Below are 26,537 nucleotides of genomic sequence, written 5' to 3'. Positions count from 1 at the left end.
ACTTTCTTTTCTAAAATAAGGATGAAGTAGGCATTATTCTTATTGACACAGATTATGCTTAATGATGTCATAAGAAGATCAAGGGTGATCGTTGGAACCGATCACCCTTGATAAAACGGCAGGCATCCCCGCCGGTGCTTTGGTCAGCATCCGGAATTTATGGGCCCGTTCGCTCAAGGTCAACCGCCATGATGCCTGGGCGGTGTGGCGGAGCTATGTACGATGGCTAATGCTGCCCAAATCCAATGCATCAACAAGACGAACCGCTACAGCGCCCACGAGCGCATTTCCCATGTCGGCGGCACCTACCCCAACCAATGGAAGCTGACCCAAGAACAAGCGATTGCCGCTATCGAAACCGGCCAATGGCAGTTCTACGTTTCGGTCGGCGGGCAAACGGTCTGGGTGATTGTCGCCCGGTCCGCTGCGGGTAACAAATATCTCAAGACGCAGAATGACGGCGAGCAGCCGAACAATCTGTTGAGCTTGCCCGAATGCCCCTAAGCAGAAAGGCGAGAGGTGCGCCTTCATGACGCCCCCTCGCCGCTTTCATAATCGTCACCCCATGGCCTTCGACTTCGCTCAGGCGAAACGGGGATTGGGAATGAGGGGGCCGCATCCTTGCCGGATGCAGCCCTTTTTCATCACTCCGCCGAAAGGTAGACCTCCCCGCCCTTCTCACGGAATTTCTCGCTCATTTCCTGCATCCCCGCCTCGGCCTCGTCGGCTGCGACGAAGGTCTCCACCGGGGCGTTCTGCTTCGCCGCAAATTCCCGGACCTCCTGCGTAATCTTCATCGAGCAGAATTTGGGGCCGCACATCGAACAGAAATGCGCGGTCTTCGCGCCTTCCGCCGGGAGCGTCTGGTCGTGGTACGATTCCGCCGTGTCGGGGTCGAGCGACAGGTTGAACTGGTCGCGCCAGCGGAACTCGAAGCGGGCGCGGCTGAGCGCGTCGTCGCGCATCTTGGCCGCCGGGTGTCCCTTGGCCAGGTCGGCGGCGTGCGCGGCCAGCTTGTACGTCACCACGCCGACCTTCACGTCGTCGCGGTCGGGCAAGCCCAGATGCTCCTTGGGCGTGACGTAGCAGAGCATCGCCGTGCCATACCAGCCGATCATCGCCGCGCCGATGCCGCTGGTGATATGGTCATATCCCGGCGCGATGTCGGTCGTTAGCGGCCCGAGCGTGTAGAAGGGCGCCTCGCCGCACGCCTCCAGCTGCTTGTCCATATTCTGCTTGATCTTGTGCATCGGCACATGGCCGGGGCCCTCGATCATGACCTGCACGTCCTGCGCCCAGGCGCGCTTGGTCAGCTCGCCCAGCGTGTAGAGCTCGGCGAACTGCGCCTCGTCATTGGCGTCGGCGATCGCGCCGGGACGCAGCCCGTCGCCCAGCGAATAGGCGATGTCATACGCCTTCATGATCTCGGTGATCTCGTCGAAGCGTTCGTAGAGGAACGATTCCTTGTGATGCGCCAGGCACCATTTCGCCATGATCGAGCCGCCGCGCGACACAATGCCGGTGACGCGCTTGGCGGTCAGCGGGATATAGGGCAGGCGCACGCCCGCATGGATGGTGAAATAGTCGACGCCCTGCTCGGCCTGTTCGATCAGCGTGTCGCGGAAAATCTCCCAGGTCAGCTCCTCGGCGATGCCGCCGACCTTCTCCAGCGCCTGATAGATCGGCACGGTGCCGATCGGCACGGGCGCGTTGCGGATGATCCATTCGCGCGTGTCGTGGATGTTGCGCCCGGTCGACAGGTCCATCACCGTGTCCGCGCCCCAGCGGATCGACCAGACCAGCTTGTCGACCTCGGAGGCGACGTTGCTGGCGACCGCCGAATTGCCGATATTGGCGTTGATCTTGACCAGGAAGTTGCGGCCGATCGCCATCGGTTCGGATTCGGGGTGGTTGATGTTGTTGGGGATGATCGCCCGGCCGCGCGCCACTTCGTCACGGACGAATTCGGGCGTGACGTAATCAGGGATGCTCGCGCCGAAGCTCTCGCCGTCGCGGACATAATCCTTCAGCATCTCGCGCCCCAGATTCTCGCGGGTCGCGACATATTCCATCTCGGGCGTGATGATGCCGCGCCGGGCATAGTGCATCTGGCTGACGTTTATGCCGGGCTTGGCCCGCAGCGGACGGTTCAGCCCGGTGCGCGGGAATTGCGGCACTCCGCCCGAACGGTCGGGACCAAGCTGGCCATTATCCTCGGGGCGGATTTCGCGGCCGTCATAGGTCTCGACATCGCCGCGCCCCTCGATCCAGGTGCGGCGAATCTGCGGCAGGCCCGCCATGATGTCGATCCGCGCGGTCGGGTCGGTATAGGGGCCTGAGGTGTCATAGACGCGCAGCGGTGGCTCGCCCGAGGACGGGTCGAGATGGATTTCGCGCATCGCAACGCCCAGCGGGCCGACATGGATTTTCTTCGAGCCACGGATCGGGCCGGTCGTGACGCCGATCTCGGCCTTTGCGGGGATATCTGCCATAGTCCACTCCATGCGGAGGAAACGGACCATGAGAGACGGGGCCGCTCCCTCCCTACGCCGGTGTCAGCCGGATCAGGTTCAGCGGGTCGGGGGCTCCTGCCCCCCTCTCAAGCGCGGATCGGCGCTCCCCCGGGGATCACGCCTGCATAGGCGTATTCGCGGCGGATAAGAAGGGGTTTCGCGCGGGCGCACAGCGCGGCTCGATAATACCCCGATGGATCAAGGGGAAGACAGTCGACCGCAGACAGCGGCCGCGACTGCACCTTCGGGACATCGGCGTCGGCGAGCAGCGATCGCGCCACGGGTGCGAGCCACCTGTCCATGACGCCCTCAGGGGGCAAGCCGGGCCGCCTGGGCTTCGGCGAGATAGACCGTGAACAATTCATCGGGATCGCTCCATTGCGCCACGGGGGTCCAGCCACCCGCGCGCAACAGGATCCTGGCGTCGCGGGGCCCGTATTTGTGGCTGTTCTCGGTATGGATGGTCTCGCCCGCCGCCATCGCAAAGGCGCGTCCCTCAATGGTGAAATCGACATCGCGGGTCGCGGCCAGATGCATCTCGATGCGCGAGCGATCGTCGTTCCACACCGCGCGGTGGCGAAAGGCCTCGACCGGGATAGTGCCGTCCAGTTCGCGGTTGATCCGGTCGAGCAGATTGCGGTTGAACGCCGCCGTGACGCCCGGCGCATCGTCATAGGCCTGGACCAGCACGTCGACGGGCTTGGCCCGGTCCATGCCGATCAGCAGCATCGCGCCCTCGCCCAGCGACCCGCGCATCGCGCGCAGCAGGTCGGTCGCCATTGCGGGCGTCATGTTGCCGATGGTCGAGCCGGGGAAGAAGCCCAGCTTGGGCCTGTCGGCCACCATCGCGGGCAACGCCAGCGCGCGCATGAAATCGCCCTCCAGCGGATGGATGGGAAGATCGGGAAAGGCGCGTTGCAGATTGCGCGCGGAGTCGCGCAGGAAATCGCCTGAAATGTCGATCGGCACATAGGCCGCGGGCTCGACACAGCGCAGCAGCAGTGGCGTCTTGGTCGAGGATCCCGATCCGAACTCGACGACCACCCGGCCCCGGCCGACATGCGCGATCACCTCGGGACAGATGGTCTTCAGGATCGCGGTCTCGGCCCGGGTCGGATAATATTCGGGCAGGTCGGTGATCGCCTCGAACAGCTCCGACCCGCGACGGTCATAGAACCAGCGGGCGGGAATGGCGCGCGGGCGACGCGCCAGCCCGGACAGGACATCGGCGCGGAAGGCGGGGTCGGCCAGCGTCATCTGGCCGTCCTCGATCTCGGGCTTCAGCATGATTACAGATCCTTTGCCAGGCGGACGCCGGTGAATTGCCAACGCTGATGGGGGTAGAAGAAGTTGCGATAGCTGGCGCGGGCATGACCGCGCGGCGTCGCGCAGCTGCCTCCGCGCAGCACGAACTGCCCATTCATGAACTTGCCATTATATTCGCCGACCGCGCCCGCGACGGGATGGAAGCCGGGATAGGGGCGATAGGCGCTGCCGGTCCATTCCCAGACATTGCCGAAAAAGGCCGGGCCTTGCGGCGCGGGACGTGGCTCGACCGCGCCGGCGCGATCCATCTGGTGGCCGCCCGATGCGTCATGCGCCGCGGCGGCCGCCTCCCACTCGATCTCGGTGGGCAGTCGCACGCCCGCCCAGGTGGCGAAGGCGTCCGCCTCGTAAAAGCTGACATGCGTGACCGGCGCGGCGGGATCGACCGGGCGGCGGCCGTCCAGTCCGAAACGGGTCCAGCCGCCGTCCCCCGCCTCCCAATAGAGCGGCGCGGCGATCCCTTCCCCCGTCACCCAGGCCCAGCCATCCGACAGCCAATGGCGCGAGTCGCGATAGCCGCCATCGGCGATGAACCGCATCCACTCGCTGTTGGTGACGGTGCGGTCGGCAATGGCGTGGGGGTGAAGCAGCGCGTCGTGGCGCGGCCCTTCGCAGTCGAAGGCGAAGCCCCGCCCGTCATGGCCGACCCTGACGATGCCCGTCCGCCCCGTGATCCAGCCGACCGGGCCGGGCATCGCCACCGGCTCCTTGGGCTCGGGCGCATATAGCGCGGGTTCGAGCGGGCTTTCCGAGAACAGGTGCAGGATATCGGTGACGAACAGCTCCTGATGCTGCTCCTCATGATGGCAGCCCAGCGCCACAAGGTCGCGCGCATCGGCGGGAAGCGCGGGCAGGGCGGCGAGCAACGCCGCATCGACATGCGCGCGATACGCCCGCACCTCGTCCAGCGTCGGGCGGGTGATCATCCCGCGGCGATGGCGCGCGTGGCGCTTGCCCTCCGCCTCGTAATAGCTGTTGAACAGAAAGGGAAAGCGCGGGTCGTGCAGTGCATAGCCCGGCACATGATCGCGCAATACGAAGGTTTCGAAGAACCAGCTCGTATGCGCCAGATGCCATTTGGCGGGCGAGGCGTCGGGCATCGACTGGACCGTGGCGTCGGCGTCCGACAGGGGCTCCGCCAGCGCCAGGGTCAGCGCCCGCACCGATCGGTAGCGCGCGGCCAGATCGTCGGCAGGCGGCGCAGACGTCGCGGCGGACGGAGCAAGGATCGACATTGGGCGCTCCCCGGAGTGCGGGGCCGCCGACCGGTCCTTTACCGTCCCGTGCGCGCCCCTCCTGGCACCCAAAGAACGTCCGATGCGCCGCATTGGTTCATCACCCGCGCGGCGACGAACAGCCAGTCGGACAATCGGTTGAGATAGGCGAGCGCGGCCGGATTGACCGCGTCCCGTTCGCCCAGCGCGACGGCGGCCCGCTCCGCCCGCCGCGCGATCGCCCGCGCCAGATGCAGATGGGCCGCGGCCGCGCCGCCGCCGGGCAGGATGAAGCTGGTCAGCGGCGACAGCGCCGCATTCATCGCGTCAATCTGTCCCTCCAGCCGCGCGACCTGCTCCGGCAGGATGCGGAGCGCGCCCTCGATCTCGCCGGGGGTGGCCAGATCGGCGCCCAGGTCGAACAGGTCGTTCTGGATATGGGTCAGCTGCGCCGCCATCGGTCCTTCGACCGACAGCAACGCGACGCCGATCGCGCTGTTCGCCTCATCCACCTCGCCGATCGCGATCATCCGCGCGTCCGCCTTGGACCGGCGCGATCCGTCGACCAGTCCGGTCGTGCCCTTGTCCCCGGTGCGGGTATAGATTTTCGTCAGCTTGACCATGGGTTCAGGTCCGTCCCGCCAGGAACAGGAGCAGCACGACGACGGTGATCGCCAGCGCCTGGAAGAAGATGCGCTGCTGCATCATCCGGTTGGATTTCAACTGCGACACGGTCGGCCCCTCGCCGCCCCTTGCCTCGGCGGACGCCTCTTGCAGAAAGCTGACGATGCCGCGCACCAGCGCGACCAGGGTCGCGATCATCGCCGCGATCAGCAGGATCACGAGAAATAGGGTCATGCCGCGAAGCTTACGCCTCCCCCAGCCGAAATCCAGCGGGAAGCATATTGCGCCGCAGCGCATCGGCGAGCGCATGGCCGTCCTCGCCCGCCTCCCGCATCGCCGCCAGCGCGGGCGCGCCGTGGCGCTTGGCGAGCCGCTGTCCATCACCCCCGACGATCAGCGGATGATGATGATAGAGCGGCGTCGGCAACCTCAGCAGGGCCTGAAGCAGGCGGTGGACATGCGTCGCCTCGAACAGGTCGCGTCCGCGCACCACATCGGTCACGCCCTGCGCGGCATCGTCGACCGTCACCGCCAGATGATAGCTGGCGGGGGCGTCCTTGCGCGCCAGGATCACGTCGCCATGGCGCAGCGGATCGGCGGCGATCGTGCCGGCCTGGTCGTCCCGCCAGTCGAGCGGCCCCACGCGGTCGACCGCGCGGGCGATGTCGATCCGCCAGCCATGCGGCTCGTGAATCCGCGCAGCGCGCGCCTGCGCTGACAGCGAACGACAGGTGCCCGGATAGGCCGCCACGGGCCCGTGCGGCGCGGACAGGCTGGCCGCGATTGCAGCGCGGGTGCAGAAACAGGGATAGAGAAGATCGCCCAGCCGCGCCTGCGCGGCGGCATAGAGCGCCAGCCGCTCCGACTGGAAGGACAGCTCGTCCCATTCCAGCCCCAGCCATGCGAGATCGCGAAGGATCGTCTCGACATGCTCCGGTCGACTGCGCGTACCGTCGATATCCTCGATCCGCAGCAGGAATCGCCCGCCACCGGCCCGCGCGAGATCATGCGCCCGCACCGCCGACAGCGCATGGCCCAGATGCAGCCGTCCGGTCGGGCTGGGCGCGAATCGCGTCACGGAGACCATGCCGCGCATCATCCGCCCCCTTGACCCCGATTCCAATCCCATGCTGTCATAGCCATGTCACGTCGCTGCGCGAAAGGGCGCTAGCGATACCGCAAAGGGAGGAGCTGTGTTTCATCCCGATTTGATCCGACACCCGGACAGTTGTCCGGCTCTCGTGCTGAATGCCGATTATACGCCGCTGTCCTATTATCCCCTGTCGGTCTGGCCCTGGCAGACCGCGGTAAAGGCCGTGTTCCTCGACCGGGTGGATATCGTCGCGCATTATGAGCGCGAGGTGCGCAGCCCGACCGCCAAGGTCAAGCTTCCTTCGGTCATCGCGCTCAAGCAATTTGTGAAGCCGTCGCAATTCCCGGCCTTCACCCGCTTCAACCTGTTCCTGCGCGATCGCTTTTCCTGCCAATATTGCGGCTCGCACCGGGACCTGACCTTCGACCATGTCATCCCGCGCGCGCAGGGCGGACGGACGACCTGGGAAAATGTCGTCACCGCCTGCGCCCCCTGTAACCTGAGGAAGGGCGGACGGACCCCTCGCCAGGCCGGAATGCCGCTGCATGTCGAGCCGATCCGCCCGACCAACTGGCATTTGCAGGAGCATGGCCGCAGCTTCCCGCCCAATTATCTGCATGAAACATGGCACGACTGGCTCTATTGGGACGTTGAACTGGAAGCGTAACGAGCCAAGGAGTCGGGAATGCGTGGTTGGGCGATCGGCCTTGGAGGCCTGGGGTTGATGGCAGTGATGACCACCACCGCCTGCGGCAAGAAGGAAGAAAGCCGCGCCGAAGCGGACCAGGCCGCCGCCAAAGCCGGTTTCGTGCCCCCCTCCGTCACCAGCCGCGTCGATTTCGGCAGCATGATGGCGCGCCGCTTCCGCGAACTCGATCGCGACGGCAACGACATCATCACCGCCGACGAAATGCCCGCCGCCAATTCGCGGCTGAAGGCATTGGACCGCAACAAGGACGGCGAGATCACTGAGAGCGAGTTTTTCGAGGGCATGTTGGCGCGGTTCGACCGGATGGACCTGAACCGCGACGGCACCGTCACCTCGGAGGAACGCGAGGCTTCGCGCACCGAGCGGCCTGCCCCCCCGACCGATCCGGTGCCGACGGCGACCGGCATGGTCGCGCCCGGTAATACAAACTGAGCGGACTGCGCCCCACCATCGGGTGCCTGTCCTTCATCGCCGGGACGGCACCCGATCGGGTCGAAAAAAGTAACTTCGCGGTCTCCACATGGCGCCAATGTGAAATATAAATTGCTCGTTTTGTAAAACGGCATACTAATATTGCCGGATATCGGCGGTTGACGTCCAGGCTATTGCGTTGCAGCAATGGCGGCCATGACCAGCCTTCCCCCGATCGCCAACAACGCCGATATCCGCTTCCTGGGCACCCAGCTCGGCGATGTGATCCGTCGTTTTGGCGGCGACGCGCTGTTCGAGGCCACCGAGGCGATCCGCCGCGCCTCGGTCGACCGGCATCGCGGGCTGGGCGACGATGCCGCCGTCGACCTGCAACTCGAACGCCTCGCGCTCGACGAGACGCTCGATTTCGTGCGCGGCTTCATGCTCTTCTCGATGCTCGCCAACCTCGCCGAGGACCGGCAGGGCATCGCCCGCGAACAGGGTGCCGATATCGCCCATGTGCTGGCGACGCTGGCCGAAAAGGGCATCGACCGCGATCAGGCGATGGCGCTGCTGCAACAGGCGCTGGTCGTGCCCGTGCTCACCGCGCACCCGACCGAGGTGCGGCGCAAGAGCATGATCGATCACCGCAACCGCATCGCCGAATTGCTGGCGATGCGCGATGCGGGGCGCGACGTGACGCCCGACGGTGACGATGTCGAGGCGGCGATCGGACGGCAGATCGCGCTTCTCTGGCAGACGCGGGTGCTGCGCCGCGAACGGCTCTATGTCACCGACGAGGTGGAAACCGCGCTGTCCTATCTGCGCGACGTGTTCCTGCCGGTGCTGCCCGCGCTCTACCAGCATTGGGACAAGGCGTTCGGCGCGCGCGTCCCCGCCTTTCTGCGCCCCGGCTCGTGGATCGGCGGCGACCGCGACGGCAATCCCTTCGTCACCGCCGAGTCGCTGACCCATGCGCTGGCGCAGGCGGCCGATGCGGTGCTGACCCATTATTCCGAGGGGGTGCACGCGCTGGGTGCCGAGCTGTCGATCTCGACCGAACATGCCGAGGTGGATGGGGCGGTGCTGGCGCTGGCCGAGGCGAGTGGCGATGACGCGCTGAGCCGCGCCGACGAACCCTATCGCCGCGCCTTGTCGGGCATCTACGCCCGGCTCGCCGCGACTCATCAGGCGCTGACCGGCAAGACCTCGTCCCGCCCCGGCCGGCTGACCGGCGAACCCTATCCCGATCCTAAGGCACTGCGCACCGATCTGGTCGCGATCGCGCGCGGCCTCGCGGCGCGCGGCGGCGGCGCGCTGGCGAGCGGCGGAGCGCTGGGCCGGCTGATCCGCGCGGTCGAGACGTTCGGCTTCCACCTCGCCACGCTCGACCTGCGGCAAAATTCGGCGGTGCATGAGCGGGTGGTCGCCGAACTGCTCAAGGTCGCCGGGGTCGAGGCCGATTATCTGGCGCTGGACGAAGGCGCGCGGGTCGCGCTGCTGCGCCGCGAACTCGCCAATGCCCGCCCATTGGTCAGCCATTATGCCGATTATTCGGACGAGACGCGGTCCGAACTCGCCATCGTCCAGGCCGCCGCCGATGCGCACGCGGCCTATGGCCCGAAGTGCATCACCAATTATATCGTCTCGATGGGCAAGTCGGTGTCCGACCTGCTCGAAATCAACCTGCTGCTCAAGGAGTTCGGCCTCTACCGTCCCGGCCAGCCCGCCACCGCCGCGATCATGGCGGTGCCGCTGTTCGAGACGATCGAGGATCTGGAGGCCGGGCCGGATATCATGCGCGCCTATTTCGGCTTGCCCGAGATCGCCGCGATCGTGCGAGCGCGGGGCCATCAGGAAGTGATGATCGGCTATTCCGACTCGAACAAGGACGGCGGCTATCTGACCTCGACCTGGTCGCTGTCCAAGGCGTCCCGCGCGTTCCGGCCGGTCTTCGAGGAGGCGGGCGTCAGGATGCAGCTCTTCCACGGGCGCGGCGGTGCGGTAGGGCGTGGCGGGGGCAGCGCCTTTGCTGCGATCCGTGCCCAGCCGCACGGCACGGTGCAGGGCCGCATCCGCATCACCGAACAGGGCGAGGTGATCGCGGGCAAATATGGCACACGCGACTCGGCGATGACCAATTTGGAGGCCATGGCCTCGGCCACCTTGCTCGCCAGCCTGGAACCCGAACAACTGTCGTCCGCCCAGAATGACCGCTTCACCGCCGCGATGGAGCAATTGTCGGCGACCGCGTTCCGCACCTATCGCGACCTGGTCTATGGCACCGAAGGGTTCCGCACCTTCTTCCGCCAGATGACCCCGATCGCCGAGATCGCCGGGCTGAAGATCGGCAGCCGCCCAGCCAGCCGCAAGAAATCCGACGCGATCGAGGATCTGCGCGCCATCCCCTGGGTGTTCAGTTGGGCGCAGGCGCGCGTCATGCTGCCCGGCTGGTTCGGGGTCGGCACCGCGATCGCACAGTTCGAGGACAAGGCGCTGCTCGCCGACATGGCGAAGAACTGGCCCTTCTTCGCCGCCACGCTGGCGAACATGGAGATGGTGCTGGCCAAGTCCGACATCGGCATCGCCCGCCGCTATGCCGGGCTGGTCGAGGACCAAGGCATGCGCGAGGTGATTTTCGGGCGCATCCAGGACGGCTGGCACCGCACGCGCGACGGCCTGCTGACGGTGACGGGGCAGACCCGGCTGCTGTCGGACAATCCGACGCTGGAGGCCTCGATCCGCCTGCGCCTGCCCTATATCGAGCCGCTCAACCTGCTCCAGATCGAGTTGATGAAGCGCCACCGCGCGGGCGAGGACGATCCGCGCATCGGCGAGGGCATATTACTGTCGATCAACGCGATTGCCACCGCGCTTCGGAACAGCGGCTAGGCCAACGCGCGGGAAAAGAGGCTTGCGGCGCTGTCGGTCAGGGTTCCAGCGCCAAGGCTCGCTCGCCCCGCTCATGCGCGAGCAGCCACTGCTTCACCGCCAGCCCGCCCGCGAAGCCGGTCAGCGCCCCGTTCGCGCCGATCACCCGGTGGCAGGGGGTCACGATCGACAGCGGGTTGCGCCCGTTCGCCGCCCCCACCGCACGCGACGCCCCCGGCCGCCCGATCGCGACGGCGAGCGCGGCGTAGCTGCGCGTCTCGCCATACGGAATGGCGTTGAGGCCGGTCCATACGCTTTTCTGGAATTCGGTGCCGACGGGATCGCGCGGCAAGTCGAAATCGCGCCGCCGCCCTTCGAAATATTCGGTCAGCTGGCGCACCGCCTCGGCCAGGATCGCGTGCGCGGAGTCGCTTTGCCGCTCGGGCAAGGGCACGCGGCCCTCCCGCTCCTCGGGCCACAGGATCGCGCGCAGGCCCTGCTCGCTCGCCACGAGGGTCAGTTCGCCGACCGGCGAGGCCATGGTACATTCGCTCAACATGGGGCGGATCCTAACCGATCGCAGGCCGGGAAGCGTCCCGCATCTTGCGGTCAAACCCGAAAGAAGGGCGCGGCGATCTCCGGCGTGACGCGCAGCAGGCGCCCGGTGGCGCGGTCGATCAGCGCCCAGGTCGTCACCGCTTCCACCTTCACCTGCCCGTCCTGCCCGATAAAGCGGACATGCCGGTCGAACCGCGCCCCCCGGGGCGGATCGGGCACCCAGGTCTCGCCCGTCACCGTCTCGCCCGCCACCACATTGCCGCGATAATCGATCGCGTGCCGGGTCACGACCCAGATATGGGCGGCGACATGCTCGGGCGGCGCGACCGCTTCCCAATGGGCGGTCGCGATCGCCTGAATCCACTGGACCCAGACCGCATTGTTCACATGGCCCAGCTCGTCGATATGCTCGGGGGCGGCGGTGATGCGCAGGGTGAAGCGGGTCATACCTGTTCGTTCTGATCCTTGTATCGCTGCCACAACGCACGAAGCCCCCATCCGATCGCGGCAGCGACCATGACCAACGCCGCCGCCATCAGGATATGGCGCAGGCTGGGCCGATAGCGTGTGGCGAGTTCCTGAAACGCCTCGCCGAACAGATAGCCGATCCCGACGAAGATCGAGGCCCAGCACGCCGCCGACGCCGCGTTCACCGCGACGAACAGCCGGGTCGACACGCGGCTGGTGCCGATCGCCACCGGGCTGATCGTGCGCAGGCCGTACAGGAAGCGGAAGGCGAAGATGAAGCCGATCGGATAGCGCTCCATCATCCGGGTCACCCGCGCATAGACACGCCGCTTGCGCAACGTCGCGACCCAGTGCCCGTCCCGCGCATAGCGTCCGACGGAGAAGAAGATCTGGTCGGCGACGAACGATCCGATCGCGGCGGCGACCAGCGCGGCGGGCCAGGCGACCAGCCCCTGATGCGCCAGGATGCCGCCGGTGACGACCGCCGTCTCGCCCTCCAGCCCTGCGCCCAGCGCGATCGCCACCACGCCATAGCGGGCAACGATCGCCTCGATGCTCAGGATTCCACTCCCATCTGCCACAGGACAAAGGCATGCTCCTCCGCTCCTTCGCGCAGGCTTTCAAACCGGCCCGACTTGCCGCCATGCCCCGCGCCCATATTGGTCTTGAGCAACAGCAGATTATCGTCGGTCTTGGTCGCGCGCAGCCGGGCGGCCCATTTGGCCGGCTCCCAATAGGTGACGCGCGGATCGTTCAGCCCGCCGGAGATGAACATCGGCGGATAGGCTTGGCGCTTAACATTGTCATAGGGGCTGTAGCTGCGGATCAGCTCAAACGCCGCCTTGTCCTCGATCGGATTGCCCCATTCGGGCCACTCGCCCGGCGTCAGCGGCAGTTCGGCGTCCATCATCGTGTTGAGCACGTCGACGAACGGCACATCGGCGATCACCGCGCCCCAGAGGTCGGGATCGGAATTGACCACCGCCCCCATCAGCTCGCCCCCCGCCGAACGGCCCGCGATGGCGATCCGGCCCTTGGCCGTCCAGCCGCCGTCGATCAGCCCCTTCGCCACGTCGACGAAATCGGCGAAAGTGTTGGTCCGCTTCTCCAGCTTGCCGTCCAGATACCATTGCTGGCCCAGATCGTCGCCGCCACGAATATGCGCGATGGCATAGGCGAAGCCGCGATCGAGCAGGCTCATCCGGCCGGTCGAGAAGCCCGGCGGGATCGCATAGCCGTACGCGCCATAGGCATAGAGGAACAGCTTGCCCGATCCGTCGCGCGGGAAATCCTTCGGGTAGACGATGGACACCGGCACCATCGTCCCGTCGCGCGCGGCGATCTTCAGCCGCTCGGTGCGATATCGGTCGGCGTCATAGCCCGACGGTATCTCCTGCACCTTGAGCGTGGTCAGCGCCCCCGTCGCCACGTCATAATCATAGACGGTGCCCGGCGTGACCATCGACTCGTAACCGAGGCGCAGCACCGACACGTCGTACTCGGGATTGTCGCCCAGCCCGGCGGTGTAGCTTTCTTCGGGGAAATCGATCCGCTGCGCCGTGGTGGGGGTGTCGTAACGGTGGAGCGCAATCCGGTCCAACCCGTCCTCGCGCCCCTCGACCACGAAGTAATCCTTATAGCACTCCACCCCGGTCATGTAGAAATGCGGGTTCGGCCCGATCAGCTCATGCCAGTCGCCCGGCGCGTCGATCGACGCGGTGCAGAGGCGGAATTGCGGGTCCACATCGTTGGTGTGGATGAACAGCGTGCCGTCATGCTCGTCCACGTCATATTCACGCCCCTCCTTGCGGGGCGCGACCAGGATCGGTTCGGCGAAGATGTTGTCGGACGGCAGCAGTCGGATTTCGCTGGTGACATGGTCGCCGGTCGCGATCAGGATCCAGTTGCGCGCGGAGGTTTCCGCCACGGCGACGCGGTAGCCCTCGTCCGCTTCATGGAACAGCTCGACATCGTCCGCGACCGCCGTGCCCAGCCGGTGGAAGCGCGCATTGTCGGTCCGCCACTGCGCATTCGCCACGCCGTAGAGGAAGCCGCTATCGTCCGCGACCCAGACGATCTCCGACAACATGCCGGGGATGACATCGGGCAGATGTTCGCCGGTGGTCAGGTCCTTGACCCGCACCTCGAACCGTTCCGATCCATTGTCGTCGATCGCATAGGCGAGGTAACGCCCATTATTGCTGATCGAGAAAGCCCCCAGCCGGAAGTATTCCTTCCCCTCAGCCAGCGCCGGTTCGTCGAGCAGCAGTTCGTCCGCGCCGCCCGCGACGGGCCTGCGCCACCATTTGCGATACTGGCCCCCCGTCTCGAACGCGGTCCAGTAGAGCCAATCGCCATCCTTTTGCGGGACCGAGGATTCGTCCTCCTTGATCCGTCCCTTCATCTCTTCGTACAGCCGGTCGATCAGCGGCTGGCGCGGGGCCATGACGCCCTCGAAATAGGCGTTCTCCGCCTCGACATAGGCAAGCACATCCGTGTCGGTGACGTCCGGATAGGCGGGGTCTTTGAGCCAGGCATAGGGGTCTTCGATGGTGATCCCATGCGCGGTGAAGCTGTGGGCACGGGTTTCGGCAATAGGCGGCGTCAGCGCAGGGCGTTCGGTCATCGCCGTGATGTAGCTAGGCTTTCATCCCGCCGAAAGGGGCCGACGGCGAAGTTCGCGCAAGGCCGTCAGGCTCGACGTCCCTTCACCACAGGGCTAGACCCGCGCGACCATTTCCTCCCCAGACAGGTTTCCGCATGTCCCATTCCGCCCGCCTTGCCGCCCTTCGCGCCGAACTGGCCGTGCAAGGGCTCGATGGCTTCGTCGTGCCGCTGACCGACGAGCATATGAGCGAATATGTCGGCGACTATGCGCAGCGGCTGGGCTGGCTGACCGGGTTCGGCGGGTCGGCGGGGACGGCGGTGGTGATGGCGGACAAGGCCGCGATCTTCACCGACGGGCGCTACACGCTCCAGGTGCGCGAGCAGGTGTCGGGCGATGATTACGCCTATATCCCGGTGCCGCAGGACAGCGTCGCCGGCTGGCTGGGGCGTGAGGCGGCGGCGGGGCAGCGTATCGGTTACGACCCGTGGCTGCACACTCCCCAGCAGGTCGCCGACATGACCGCCGCGCTCGCCGATCGCGAGGCGGAGCTGGTCGCGGTGACGGCCAACCCGATCGATGCGGTCTGGACCGACCGCCCCGCCCCCTCCCCCGCCGTCCTGACCGTGCAGCACGACACCGTGGCGGGCGAAAGCTCGGCGGCCAAGCGCGCGCGGATCGGCGAATGGCTGGCCGAGATGCGCGCCGATGCGGTGGTGCTGTCGGCGCTCGACTCGATCGCCTGGGCGCTCAACATACGCGGCACCGATGTCGCGCATACCCCGGTCGCGCTGTCCTATGCGATCGTCCATGCGGACGGCGAGACCGATCTGTTCGTCGCGCCCGAGAAGATCACGGCGGAGGTCCGCGCGCATCTGGGCAATGCGGTGCGGCTGCACGACCGCGCGGCGTTCGAGGACTATCTGACCGGCTTTGCGGGCAAGCGCATCGTCGCCGATCCCGAACGGGCGGTTGCGGCGATCGCGCAGGCGCTGGAGGCGGGCGGAGCCAGGGTGCTGGCGCTTCGTGACCCGGTGGTGCTGGCCAAGGCGATCAAGAACCCCGCGGAAGTCGCCGGGCATCGCGCCGCATCGGTGCGCGACGGCGCGGCGATGGTGAAGTTCCTGCGCTGGGTCGAAAGCGAATGCCCCAAAGGCGGGCAGACCGAACTCTCCGCCGCCGCGCGCCTGCTGGCGTTCCGTCAGGACACCGGGCTGCTCAAGGATATCAGCTTTGCGACCATCTCGGCGACCGGCGCACATGGGGCCAGTCCGCATTACCACGTCACCGAGGAATCGAACGCCGCAATCGAGTCGGGCCAGCTCTTCCTGATCGATTCGGGCGGGCAGTATCAGGACGGCACCACCGACATCACCCGCGTCATGCCGATCGGCGATCCGACGGCGGAGATGCGCGACCGCTTCACCCGTGTGCTGAAGGGTCATATCGGCCTCGCCACGGCGGTCTTCCCGGACGGGACGCTGGGCGGGCATCTCGACGCGCTGGCACGGCGGCCGCTCTGGGAAGCCGGTCTGGATTACGCGCATGGCACCGGCCACGGCGTCGGCGCCTATCTGTCGGTGCATGAGGGGCCGCAGCGGATCGCCGCCCCCAACTATCCCGGCGGCGCGGCGATGGAGCCGCTGCGCGCAGGGATGCTGCTGTCCAACGAGCCTGGTTATTACAAGGCGGGCGAATATGGCATCCGCATCGAGAATCTGGTGCGGGTCGAACCCCGCGCGATCGATGGCGCGGATCGCGAGATGCTGGGGTTCGAGACGCTGACGCTGTGCCCGATCGAGCGGACGTTGATCGTGGCGGCGCTGCTGACCGAAGGTGAGCGGGAATGGCTCAACGCGTACCATGCGCGGGTGGCGGAGGCGTTGGCGCCCGAGCTGGAGGGCGCGGATCGCGACTGGCTGCTGGAGAAGTGTGCGGCGATCTGATCTCGCCATGTGAAGAAGGTTGGTTCGCGCGGAGGCGCGGAGGTGTTTCGCCCGCCGCGCCAGCGGCCCTCTTCTTTCTGCCGCTGTAGAATAGAGAGGGCGCTGCGCGCGTCCCCACATTCTCAGCGTCCTCCATGTCTCCGCCCGAAATCAATCTTCGCGGCTTTGCATGGATCAGAAATACGGCGCGCGGGAGAAGCCTCCCACGCGCCGTTTTGCGCGTTCTCGACGGAGAGGAAACTGGACCCCGGCCTTCGCCGGGGTGGTCGCGATGGGATTTGGCCCCTTATCGCCCCAGCAGCACCCGCGCCTGGCCCGCGATCTGAGCCAGCATCGCGGCGTTGGGTTGCGTCGCCAAGCGTGCCCGGTCGATCACCGCCTTGAACTGGCCGACCCGCGCGGCGTTGCGTTCCAGCCACGCCTCGACCGCCGCTTCGGGATCGGTCGCGCCCGCACGGCCCAGGAAGTCGAGCCGCTGCTGCTGGAAATCGCGCGCCAGCCCCGCGATCAGCAACCGCTCCCACGGATCGCTGGGGTTGATCCGCGCCGCCTGTCCCTGCGCCCAGTCGAGGCCCAGCGCCTGCCCCAGACGGGTGAAGGCATGGGTCAGCCGCGTCTCGTCCAGCGACAGCCGCTGGCCCAGATCGGCCAGTCCGACCGCGCCGTCCAGTTCGGACACGCGCACCACCCGCGCCGTAAGGTCGGCAGGCGCACCCGCATCCTCCAGTGCGGCGACGACCCGCGCGCTCTGCGCCTTGGCCTCGTCACGCAGCAGGGCGGGCGTTTCCGCCGCAAGCCGCTCAATCCCCGGCTGCAACCGCTCTAGCGCCGCGCCCGGCGCGGTCCCGGCGGGCATGGCGCGGAGCAAGTCGGCGATCTGCGACCGGGTGGCGCGCGCCACCTCGTCGAACAGCGCGATGCGCGCCACCTCGGGCATCGCCGCCGTCTCGATCGCCGTCCAGACGGATGGCAGGTCGAACAGCCGCTCGACCACGACGAACATCGCCGCGATGTCGGCCATCGCCGCGCCTTCCTCCTCCGCCAGCTCGAATGGGTGGAGAATACCCATCCGGTTGACGATCCGGTTGGCCAGCTTGGTCGCGACGATCTCCCCGCGCAGGCGATGTTGGTCGATCGCCGCGCCGAACGCCTCACGCATCGCGGTCGGGAAGGCCGCGTGCAGATCGGGCAGCAGTTCCTCGTCAAGCGCCAGCGGGCTGGTCTCGACAGCGTCCTGCAGCGTCAGCTTGGCCGTCGCCAGCAGCACCGCCAGTTCGGGCCGGGTCAGCGCAATGCCGTCCTGCCCGCGCCGCAATAGCAGTTCGTTGCTGGCCAGCCCCTCGACCGCGCGGTCGAGCCGCCCGGCGCTCTCGAAGATTTCGATGACGCGGACATAGCTGGGCATCGCGCCCGCACCGTCGGCCTCGGCGATCGACAGGCCCAGCGTCTGGAGCCGGTTATCCTCCAGCACGATATGCGCGACATCGTCGGTCATCGACGCAAGCAGCGTGTTGCGGTCGCCCTCCGCCAGACGGCCCTCGATCATCTCGCGGTTGAGCGCGATCTTGATATTGACCTCGTTATCCGAGCAATCGACGCCCGCCGAATTGTCGATGAAGTCGGTGTTGATCCGCCCGCCCCGCTCGGCAAAGGCGATGCGCGCGGCCTGGGTGACGCCCAGATTGGCCCCCTCGCCGATCGCGATGACCCGCAGATCCTCGGCATCGACGCGCAGCCGGTCGTTCGCCGGATCGCCGACCTGGACGTTATTCTCCGCCGCCGCCTTGATGTACGTCCCGATGCCGCCGAACCAGAGCAGGTCGGCAGGCGCCTTCAGGATCGCCGAGATCAGCGCCGCCGGTTCCAGCGACGTCGCGGTGATGCCCAGCACCTCGCGGATTTCGTCGGACAGCGGGATCGTCTTGGCCGAACGCGGGAAGACGCCGCCGCCGGGCGAGATCAGGCTGGTGTCGTAATCCGCCCAGCTCGATCGAGGCAGCGCGAACATCCGTGCGCGCTCGTCCCAACTGGTCGCGGGATCGGGATCAGGGTCGAGGAAAATATGGCGATGGTCGAACGCCGCGACCAGCTTGATCGCCTTCGACAGCAGCATCCCGTTGCCGAACACGTCGCCCGACATGTCGCCGCAGCCGACGACGCGGATCGGCTGGCTCTGCACATCGATACCGCGCTCGGCGAAGTGCCGCTGGACCGAGACCCAGGCGCCCTTGGCGGTGATGCCCATCGCCTTGTGGTCATAACCCTGGCTGCCCCCGGAGGCGAAGGCATCGCCCAGCCAGAAGCCCCGCTCCAGCGCCAGCGCATTGGCGACGTCGGAGAAGGTCGCCGTGCCCTTGTCGGCGGCGACCACGAAATAGGGGTCCTCGCCGTCCAGCACCTTCACGCCGTCCGGGTGCACCACCGCGCCCTCGACGATATTGTCGGTGATCGACAGCAAAGCGCGGATGAACACGCGGTAGCTTTCCTTGCCCTCGGCCGCCCAGCCGTCGCGGTCGGTGACGGGCGACGGCAGTTGCTTGGGGTAGAAGCCGCCCTTGGCCCCGGTCGGCACGATGACCGCGTTCTTCACCCGCTGCGCCTTCATCAGCCCCAGAATCTCGGTGCGGAAGTCGTCGCGACGATCCGACCAGCGCAGGCCACCACGCGCGACGGGACCGGCGCGCAGATGGATGCCCTCGACACGCGGGCTATACACCCAGATCTCACGCCACGGCAGCGGTGCGGGCAGGCCCGGAATACCACGGCTGTCCAGCTTGAACGCCAGCGCCTCCTTCCCCGTCTCGGCAAAGGCGTTGGTGCGCAGGGTCGCGGCGATCATGTCGCGGAAGCTGCGCAGGATACGGTCGTCGTCGATCGCCGACACCGCATCCAGCCCCGCCGCGATGGCGGCATCGGCGGCGGCGATATCGCCTTTCGCCTTCGGGTCATGCGCGACGGTGAAGCACTCGACCAGCGCGGTCGCCAGCTTCGGCGCGCGCCGCAACGCGTCGACCACCGTGGTCAGGCCATAGGGCAGCCCCGCCTGCCGCAGATAGCGGAACCAGGCGCGGAACAGCACCACCGCCTGCGGGCTGAGCCCGACATCGACGATCAGGCGGTTGAACGCGTCATTCTCCGCCTTGCCCTCCAGCACCGCGGCGATCGCGCCTTCCAGCACCGCCGCGCCCTCGGGCTCGGTCGTCGCCTCGGTCTCGACCAGGAAATCATGGACAAAGGCGGCCGAATCATCGCGCAGCCGCGTCGGCAGCTCGCCGATCACGCGGAAGCCGAAATTCTCCATCACCGGCACCGCGTCCGACAGGGGCAGCGCACCGTTCAGCTTGTAGATCTTCAGGCGGCGGGCCTGCCCCTGCTGAACCGGGAAGAGGCGGACCGAGCGGCTGCCGTCATCCTCCAGCGCGGACAGGCGCAGAATGTCCGCCGCCGCTTCGGCCGCATCGCTGACATTGCGGTAATTGGTCGGGAAGGCATTGGCCCAGCGCAGCGCCAGACGCGCCGCGCGCGGGGCGGGCAGCGTCTCCGCCAGCGCCGCCTCGACGTCCGGCATCCAGCCGCGCACCATCTTGCTCAGCCGCTCGGCCAACGCCGCCGTGTCGGGCAGTCGCCCGTCCTGGCGCAGGTCGATGGTGTAGCGGATCAGCGCGACCACCCCGTTCTCCAGCGCGATCGCCCAGTTGAGCAGCGAACCATTGGCCGCCTCGCCCAGCATGTCGCCGATCGCCACGCGCCGCGCCGTCGTCAACTCGTCGCGCGGCAGCCAGACGAAGCAGAACAGATGCCGCTGCAACGCCGAACGGATCAGCACCAGTTCGGGGCGCGGCCGGTCGGCCAGCGACATCGCGGTCAGCGCCAGCGTCTCCAGCGCCTCGGGCGGGAAGGCCGCGACCAGGTCATGCGGCAACGCGGTCAGCGCATGGGTCAGCGCCTTGCCGGTATGGCCGCGCGGATCGAAGCCGAACTTGGCCTGCAGCGCGGCCAGCCGGGTCCGCAGCACCGGCACCTCATGCGGCGGGCTGGCCAGCGCGGCGCTGGTCCAGAGGCCGGCATGGATCGACAGGCCGACCGCCCGGCCGCCCTCCATGATCGGCACCAGCACCAGGTCGAGCGGCACCGCGCGGTGTACGGTGGAAATGGCATTGGACTTGAGCAGCAACGGCGCCGCGCCGCCCTCGACGAAATAGTCCAGCGCGCGCTGGCGCGAGATGTCGGCGAGCAACGGCACGCTGTGCGGGTTGCGCGCGACGCCGAGCGCCGGGCTCTTGCGGCCATCCTCATACCATGTCTCATGGCCGAGCAGGGTCAGCTTGCCGCCCAGGAACCACAGCAGCAGCGCCGCGCCCTCGCCATTCTTCTCGCCCAGTGTGGTCGCGTCGGCGGCCAGCGCATCCTGCAACCCCGGCCAGTCGGTCACGGCGGCGCGGACATCGGCCAGCACCGCGCGCAGATCGTCGACCAGCCCGCGACGATCGCGCGCATCGGCGCGCTCCATTTCCAGATAGATGAAGGATTCGGACCGGCCGCCCGGCGCGCCGATCGCCTGCATCGCGCCATCGGCGTCGCGCGTGACCGCCAGGATGGGGTGGATCACCCGGTCGATCGCAATCCCCTCGGCCCCGACCGCCGCCGCGATCGAATCGACCAGGAAGGGCATATCGTCATTGACGATGGCGAGGCGCATCCGGCGGTGCGTGTCGTCGCCCGAGATAGGCTCCAGCGCGATCGACGGCTCACCCGCCGCCCGCTGCTGCGCCACCTCCGCAACGAAGGCTGCCGCGGCAGCCACCTCCGCGGGGCCAAACCCCTGCAATTCCGCCGGAAGGGCGCCCTGGGTCAGCCGTGCGGCGATCGCGTCGGCCATCGGATGCGACATATTCGGTGCCATGGATCGAAATCCTAGGCCCGGCTTTCGCGCCGCTCAACCCTTTGCCGCTCAAGAAAAGATGTTGCGACGCAGCGCAACAATCAAAGCGTGACGCGCAATAGCCTGTCAACCAGGCGCGCGTCGCCCAGGATGCTGTGCCGGACCTCGATCATGCCGTCCGCCCGAACCTCGCCGACGAGCACGATCGGGGTGCCCGGTGCCGCATCGACGGGAAAAGCCAGCATGTCGTGCGATGTCGGACCATCACGACGCGGACGCGCGGCATCGGCATCGCGCATCGGCCACGGCGTTCCGCGGCCACGTGTCGCGCTGCCTTCGCCGCCATCCTCGTCGGCCGTTCGCTGCGCCGCCATCAACGCCGAATCGAGCGACGCCTGGAGCAGCGGATCGGCCAGTTCCTTCCAATTGATGACGCCGTAGACGAAATCGATCCCCTGCCCGTCCGAGGAGAAGGGCAGTAATATGCCACGATAGAGCGTGCTATGGTCGCGCGCATTGACGAACTCGGCCTCGAACCCGACGGGCGCATTGGCCGCCAGCAATTGGTCATAGCGCCCCGTCAGCCGCGCCAGCAGCGAACGCTCGGGCAGGTCCGCGATTCGGGCGGTCACGCCGACAAGGCCGCATTCGTCGCGCAACGCCTGACCGATATAGGCGATGCGCGGATCGACCGCCCCGCCGCGAAAGTCGAGCAACACCGAATAGGGGGCGAAATCGGCGATGGCGGCCGGATCGAGCCGTTCGATCCGTGGATAGGGCCCGCCTTCGAGCAGCGAAATCCAGTGATGATAGGCGCGCGAGTGCAGCCGTCGCTCCACGCCGCCGGGCGCGAAGAGCAAATCCTCCACCTCATCGCCGCCCTGCCGACCGGCGGACGGCACTTCGTTCTTGGGCGTGCCGTTGCTCATGACGTCGTTGCTTTCCCTCGCGCTGTCCCCCTCGCTCATGCGCGGCACGCGGTTAACGGCGTCTAAAGATCCGCCCCCGACGGCAAAGCCGCTTGCCAGCCCCACATGGACCTGTTAAGCGCCCCCACCTCGACCGGACACCAGCCGGGTCGACACGATCACGGGCCGCTTTAGCTCAGCTGGTAGAGCATCGCATTCGTAATGCGGGGGTCACAGGTTCGAGTCCTGTAAGCGGCACCATTTTCATGAAACTTAAGAGCTTAGCGGATGGAACCGGGCATCTGATGGTGGCCCAAGGATGCGTGCGCCCTGGTTCAGGCTTGACTTGTTGGAAAATGTTCCCCTTATGTTCCTGCCGCAACGGAGCGGGGCGGCATTATGAACATCGATGTGGACCAACAACGGCAGGCGTTCGGGCACTGGCTTAGGACGGGGCGTCTTGCCACGGTTCGGCTGGCTGACGGAACCGAACTCAAGTTCAATCCCTATCACGATCCCCGCAACGGGCAGTTCACCTTTGCCCCCGGCGGAGCGTTGGGCAGTGGCGGGATTTCGGCACAGTATGCGAACGTCCGCCCGCGGGGCTCGGACACGCTGGCCCCTAGGATGACAATAGACAGGCAGACGGGAGCCCGTCGGGCATCTACCTATCCAAACCCGCCGACAATCGGACAACATATCGAGGCGCAACTTGCGGCGCCTCTGCAGAGGCCGATCGTTGGGCGGGGTGGGAACATCAGGGCCTTCGAGGATCCCATGACCCTGGAGCAGTCGTTCCCAGGACTTCGCAATTCCCCAGGCGGCGCGGTGGTCGCAGTGGCAGACAATTTTTTCGACCTCACTGGTCCCGCAGACGCAATGACCGCAGAGGTGCTCCAGAATCAGATGCAGCAGCTCTCAGCGCAAATCAAGGCGATCGATCCTGGTTGGCATTACGATGAAATCGTGCCGACTGACGCGCTTGGGAATCGGGTCGAAACGACACAGGGCCTGACAGCGAAGCTAAGCAATCTGCGTTTCCAGCGCGCTGCGGTCACTGCGCGCGTGAAGGGCGATTATGGGCCGCTTCAAGTGGAGACGCTCCGCTTTGTTCAGCGGAACGCCGATGCGGCATATGATCAAGGCGTGGCCTTGCTAAAGGCGGGCAGGCTTACGCCGAGGCTGTCCGATCAGGAAGCGCTGGGTAACTATGTCGATCGGCAGGTTCGCCGCAGTCTACGTGAGCGTTATCATCAATCCGGCATCGACTCGACGGGTGCGGGGCCGGTGCGGGTCAATCGGAGGGAGAACATCAGTTCGGGTGGCGATCTCACCTATCGCCGTCCCGATGCGCGGGTCAAAGATGTGGTGTTCGACGTAACCCTGAGCCGCAAGACGATGGGCACACCGCAAGTTCGAGGATTCTTCGACGCCGATTTCCGTCCAAGCCGCGTGGTCATCATTCGCCCGCGCCAGCTCGGAGCTGGCCACACCTACGCTATTCCTCGCCCGGAGACAAAACGATGAGCAGACCGAACCCCTACTTCAATCCCAAGCCTTATGTCCCGGCAACGCTGAGCGAGATCTATGACCTGCTGGGATCAATGATCCTATTTGCTCCGACGTTCGTGGATCCCGTTGGCGATTTTCCTTATCGCAACATTGACAGCGAGTTCCGCACGCTCACCGAAGGATTCGAGGTCGTCCGCAAGAAGCTGGGCGAGCAGCGCTATGCGTCGTTGATGGACCTAGCCGTGCGAGCCAAGGCACTGTTCGCGGCCGATCAAGACGATGCCAATGGGAAGACAGACGAGGGTCGTGCATTGCTGTTCGAGATGGAGGACGTGCTGAAAGACGTTCGCAACCGGCGCATCGAAAAGAAATTGCCGGACGACGAGGGCGAGGTCACCGGCGATTGATCGCAATTTCCCAATGATTTGAGTGCTCAGCTTTGTGCTCTTCTGGGCACCATTTCGGTCCGAAACCGCGAGTCTCTAGGACCGCCGCCTGTACGCCAGAGGCGGCGGTCAGGGTCCGCAGTAATTCGGTCAGTGTTCCGCAGATGCGCACGTCTGTCTTGCTATGCACCTCGACTCGCTGCGCCACTGCCCGAACGTAGTTCCGGGCGTAAGAGCCGTCGTCGTGGCGTAGCTTGCGCTTGGCGGTCAGCGCGCAGGCTCTCCGGCGTGATCTCCGGGTTGATCCGTTCGATATGCGCCACTGCCCGCTCAGCGTCGCCTTTGGCTTGATCGCGGATGGCCGTCAGTTCAGCGATCCGCGCCTTGAGCGACGGGTCGCCCACATCGACCAACCCGTTTGCGATCGCCTCATAGAACCGCGACAACTTCGTCTCAGCCTCCGTCGCGCGGCGTTCCAGCTCGGCGACATGCAGGCGGCGCTCACTCACCCATTCGTCGCGACGGGCAAGGATCTGGTCCATCAGCACTTCGAGCCGCGCCGGGTCGAGCAACCGCGTTTCGAGATGCTCGATCACCGCCGCGTTAAGTCGATCCATCGGCAGCGTGAGGCCGGAACAGCCCGTCTTTCCCTGCACCGCCTTGGTCACACAGGTATAGTAGCGATACTCCTGACCGTTACGGCTGGTCCCAGTCCTCAGCGTCATCGAGCCGCCGCAACAGGCGCAGAAGCAGATGCCCGTCAGCAGCGTCGATCCGCCCACCGCACGCGGCGCCATCATCTTGGGGCTGCGCGAATTCAAGGAGCGCTGCACAGCCTCGAACTCCGCCACCGTGATGATTGGCGGCACTTCCATGACGGCATGCTCCTCCAAAGGCTTCGCCTGCCCCTTCTTCGCATCATATCTGTTGAAGCGATGCTGGCCGATATAGGTGGTCCGCGTCAGTACTTGGTGGACCATGCCCTTGCCCCACCCCCCGTAGCGGGTGCGGATGCCGTTCTCGTTGAGCCAGCACGCAATCGCCATGACGCCTATCGGTCCGCGTCCGTCGGCGCCCTCCAGCGCCATGCGGAAGATACGGCGCACCGTCTCGGCATGGAGCGGATCGACCTCCAGCTTCTTCTTGATCTTCATGCCGCGCTGCTCGGCCGCGACCACCCGGTAGCCGATCGGCGGGCGAGCGCCGTTCCAGAAGCCCTGGCGCGCATTCTCGTTCATCGCGCGCAGCGTGTGCTTGGCGGTTTCCTTCGACTGATATTCGTCGAACAGCGTCATGATCCTGCGCATCATCTCACTCGCGGAGCATGCACCGTCAAAGCCCGGGATCAAACATCTAGTGAGGTGGTGCCGGTTTTCCGGAGAGGAGGCTAAGCTATCCCGGACGTAAGGGACGGACGGCAATGAAGACGACGCGGAAGCGGTATACGGGTGAGTTCAAGGCGCGGGTGGCGCTGGAGGCGATCCGTGGCGATCTGACGCTGGCGGAGCTGGCGACGAAGCATGGCATCCACCCGACGATGATCGCGAATTGGAAGCGGCAGGCGATCGATGGGATGGCGGCGACCTTCCCGGGGGCGAACGAGGCGGCGAAGGTCGCGGGCGACACCGAGATCGAGAAACTGCATGCCAAAATCGGGCAACTGGTGGTGGAGCGGATTTTTTGTCGAAGGGGTTCGCACGATGAGCGTCGTGGGACGACGGCAGATGATCGAGCGAGAGCATGCCAGCCTGTCGATCGCCGCACAGTGCCGGCTGGTATCGATCAGCCGGTCGTCCTTCTACTATGCACCGGTGCCGGAGACGGCGAAGACGCTCGCGCTGATGGCGGTGATCGACGCCTCGTTCCTGGATCATCCCTGGTATGCAACCGCCAGATGGCACGGTACCTCAAGCGCCTCGGCCATGGGGTCGGGCGTCGGCGGGTGCGGCGGCTGATGGCGAGGATGGGGCTGGCGCCCATCTACCAGCGCCCGCGGACGAGCGATCCGCATCCCGAGCACCGGATCTACCCGTATCTGCTGCGCGATCTGGAGATCACGCGGCCGGGCCACGTCTGGTGCGCCGACATCACCCCGGCCTCCGCCGGGGCAGGCTCTACCTGCCGATGCGGCGTGGCTTCCTCTATCTCGTCGCCATCATGGATTGGGCGAGCCGGAAGGTGCTGGCCTGGCGGCTGTCGAACACGATGGACGCGGCGTTCTGTGTCGAGGCGTTGCGGGAAGCGCTGGCGCGCTTGGGCAGGCCCGGGATCTTCAACACGGATCAGGGCAGCCAGTTCACCAGCGCCGACTTCACCGATGTGCTGCGCGAGGCCGAGGTGCGGATCAGCATGGACGGACGCGGTCGCTGGTCGTGTCCGTCAACGTGGTGTAATTTCGGTCGTGGCACCGGGCTGCATCGATCAGGCGGCCTTGGGTGTAATCTGTAGCGGCGTCACCTCCTCGATCTGTGGTGTGGCGAGAGCGGCCATGCCCTCGATCTGCATGTAGCG

General features: G+C 66.4%; 20 protein-coding genes, 1 tRNA gene, 1 pseudogene and 1 riboswitch. Of the genes and pseudogenes, 9 read left to right on the top strand and 13 right to left on the bottom strand.

The annotated features are described in order from the left end of the window. The first annotated feature begins 222 nt into the window (after positions 1-222). On the top strand, positions 223-504 hold the full coding sequence (locus RN629_RS11290; protein WP_407035296.1) for a DUF3892 domain-containing protein: 282 nt from the start codon (positions 223-225) through the stop codon (positions 502-504). 140 nt (positions 505-644) lie between these two features. Here RN629_RS11290 and thiC read toward each other — a convergent pair whose 3' ends face one another. From thiC to gluQRS, 6 genes are all read right to left on the bottom strand, one after another. Next, a complete protein-coding gene (gene thiC / locus RN629_RS11285; RefSeq protein WP_407035295.1) occupies positions 645-2,492 on the bottom strand; it encodes a phosphomethylpyrimidine synthase ThiC in 1,848 nt (615 codons plus the stop codon). Between the two features lie 45 nt (positions 2,493-2,537). Continuing rightward, positions 2,538-2,628: riboswitch (TPP riboswitch) on the bottom strand. 194 nt (positions 2,629-2,822) lie between these two features. Beyond that, on the bottom strand, positions 2,823-3,800 hold the full coding sequence (egtD, locus tag RN629_RS11280) for an L-histidine N(alpha)-methyltransferase (RefSeq protein ID WP_407035294.1): 978 nt from the start codon (positions 3,798-3,800) through the stop codon (positions 2,823-2,825). Between the two features lie 2 nt (positions 3,801-3,802). Then, entirely contained in the window at positions 3,803-5,074 is a 1,272-nt protein-coding gene (gene egtB, locus RN629_RS11275) for an ergothioneine biosynthesis protein EgtB (RefSeq protein WP_407035293.1), read from the bottom strand. Between the two features lie 38 nt (positions 5,075-5,112). Beyond that, the gene (locus RN629_RS11270) at positions 5,113-5,676 is read right to left on the bottom strand and encodes a cob(I)yrinic acid a,c-diamide adenosyltransferase (protein ID WP_407035292.1); all 564 of its coding nucleotides are present in this window, start codon (positions 5,674-5,676) and stop codon (positions 5,113-5,115) included. A gap of 4 nt (positions 5,677-5,680) precedes the next feature. Further along, on the bottom strand, positions 5,681-5,911 hold the full coding sequence (locus RN629_RS11265; protein WP_407035291.1) for a twin transmembrane helix small protein: 231 nt from the start codon (positions 5,909-5,911) through the stop codon (positions 5,681-5,683). A gap of 10 nt (positions 5,912-5,921) precedes the next feature. After that, positions 5,922-6,764, bottom strand: coding sequence for a tRNA glutamyl-Q(34) synthetase GluQRS (gene gluQRS / locus RN629_RS11260; protein ID WP_407035338.1), 843 nt, complete (start codon positions 6,762-6,764; stop codon positions 5,922-5,924). A 106-nt stretch (positions 6,765-6,870) separates the two neighbouring features. Between gluQRS and RN629_RS11255 the strand changes: the two genes are divergently transcribed. From RN629_RS11255 to ppc, 3 genes are all read left to right on the top strand, one after another. Continuing rightward, the gene (locus RN629_RS11255; RefSeq protein WP_407035290.1) at positions 6,871-7,437 is read left to right on the top strand and encodes an HNH endonuclease; all 567 of its coding nucleotides are present in this window, start codon (positions 6,871-6,873) and stop codon (positions 7,435-7,437) included. Positions 7,438-7,455: 18 nt separating this feature from the next. Next, positions 7,456-7,911 carry an EF-hand domain-containing protein gene (locus RN629_RS11250; RefSeq protein ID WP_407035289.1) on the top strand — a complete coding sequence of 152 codons (456 nt, stop codon included), beginning with the start codon at positions 7,456-7,458 and terminating at the stop codon, positions 7,909-7,911. Between the two features lie 195 nt (positions 7,912-8,106). Continuing rightward, complete coding sequence (gene ppc / locus RN629_RS11245; RefSeq protein WP_407035288.1) at positions 8,107-10,782, top strand: phosphoenolpyruvate carboxylase; 2,676 nt, start codon at positions 8,107-8,109, stop codon at positions 10,780-10,782. 37 nt (positions 10,783-10,819) lie between these two features. Here the strand turns inward: ppc and RN629_RS11240 are convergent, their stop codons facing one another. The 4 genes from RN629_RS11240 to RN629_RS11225 are packed head-to-tail and all read right to left on the bottom strand — an operon-like array spanning position 10,820 to position 14,413. Continuing rightward, positions 10,820-11,320: a methylated-DNA--[protein]-cysteine S-methyltransferase gene (locus tag RN629_RS11240; RefSeq protein ID WP_407035287.1), complete on the bottom strand. Its 501-nt coding sequence runs from the start codon at positions 11,318-11,320 to the stop codon at positions 10,820-10,822. A 50-nt stretch (positions 11,321-11,370) separates the two neighbouring features. After that, positions 11,371-11,766 (bottom strand): acyl-CoA thioesterase, encoded by a 396-nt coding sequence (locus RN629_RS11235; protein ID WP_407035286.1) that lies wholly within the window; start codon positions 11,764-11,766, stop codon positions 11,371-11,373. After that, complete coding sequence (locus RN629_RS11230; RefSeq protein WP_407035285.1) at positions 11,763-12,368, bottom strand: DedA family protein; 606 nt, start codon at positions 12,366-12,368, stop codon at positions 11,763-11,765. Before RN629_RS11230 ends, RN629_RS11235 begins: the two co-directional genes overlap by 4 nt. Beyond that, entirely contained in the window at positions 12,344-14,413 is a 2,070-nt protein-coding gene (locus tag RN629_RS11225) for a S9 family peptidase (protein WP_407035284.1), read from the bottom strand. The genes RN629_RS11230 and RN629_RS11225 overlap by 25 nt, the downstream gene beginning before the upstream one ends. A gap of 134 nt (positions 14,414-14,547) precedes the next feature. On the opposite strand from RN629_RS11225, the gene RN629_RS11220 reads away from it, so the two are divergent. Continuing rightward, positions 14,548-16,338, top strand: coding sequence for an aminopeptidase P family protein (locus RN629_RS11220; protein ID WP_407035283.1), 1,791 nt, complete (start codon positions 14,548-14,550; stop codon positions 16,336-16,338). A gap of 286 nt (positions 16,339-16,624) precedes the next feature. On the opposite strand, the gene RN629_RS11215 is transcribed toward RN629_RS11220, so the two are convergent. Together RN629_RS11215 and RN629_RS11210 are read right to left on the bottom strand one after the other, a co-directional pair. Then, complete coding sequence (locus tag RN629_RS11215; protein WP_407035282.1) at positions 16,625-21,241, bottom strand: NAD-glutamate dehydrogenase; 4,617 nt, start codon at positions 21,239-21,241, stop codon at positions 16,625-16,627. 80 nt (positions 21,242-21,321) lie between these two features. Continuing rightward, complete coding sequence (locus tag RN629_RS11210; RefSeq protein ID WP_407035281.1) at positions 21,322-22,149, bottom strand: PAS domain-containing protein; 828 nt, start codon at positions 22,147-22,149, stop codon at positions 21,322-21,324. A 164-nt stretch (positions 22,150-22,313) separates the two neighbouring features. Between RN629_RS11210 and RN629_RS11205 the strand changes: the two genes are divergently transcribed. The 3 genes from RN629_RS11205 to RN629_RS11195 all read left to right on the top strand — a co-directional run bounded on the left by RN629_RS11205 (position 22,314) and on the right by RN629_RS11195 (position 24,047). Next, positions 22,314-22,389, top strand: a tRNA-Thr gene (locus RN629_RS11205). 138 nt (positions 22,390-22,527) lie between these two features. Further along, a complete protein-coding gene (locus RN629_RS11200) occupies positions 22,528-23,655 on the top strand; it encodes a hypothetical protein (protein ID WP_407035280.1) in 1,128 nt (375 codons plus the stop codon). Further along, positions 23,652-24,047: a hypothetical protein gene (locus RN629_RS11195; protein ID WP_407035279.1), complete on the top strand. Its 396-nt coding sequence runs from the start codon at positions 23,652-23,654 to the stop codon at positions 24,045-24,047. Before RN629_RS11200 ends, RN629_RS11195 begins: the two co-directional genes overlap by 4 nt. A 161-nt stretch (positions 24,048-24,208) precedes the next feature. Here RN629_RS11195 and RN629_RS11190 read toward each other — a convergent pair whose 3' ends face one another. Next, positions 24,209-25,321, bottom strand: a complete 1,113-nt coding sequence (locus tag RN629_RS11190; RefSeq protein WP_407035278.1) for a recombinase family protein — start codon at positions 25,319-25,321, stop codon at positions 24,209-24,211. Between the two features lie 125 nt (positions 25,322-25,446). On the opposite strand from RN629_RS11190, the pseudogene RN629_RS11185 reads away from it, so the two are divergent. After that, positions 25,447-26,396, top strand: a pseudogene (locus tag RN629_RS11185) (IS3 family transposase); the annotation flags it as partial. Between the last annotated feature and the right edge of the window lie 141 nt (positions 26,397-26,537).

Source organism: Facivitalis istanbulensis (assembly GCF_040560405.1).
GTDB lineage: Bacteria > Pseudomonadota > Alphaproteobacteria > Sphingomonadales > Sphingomonadaceae > Sphingomonas > Sphingomonas istanbulensis.
Note: the sequence above shows the minus strand (reverse complement) of the source record. Positions and strands in the feature narration are given on the sequence as shown.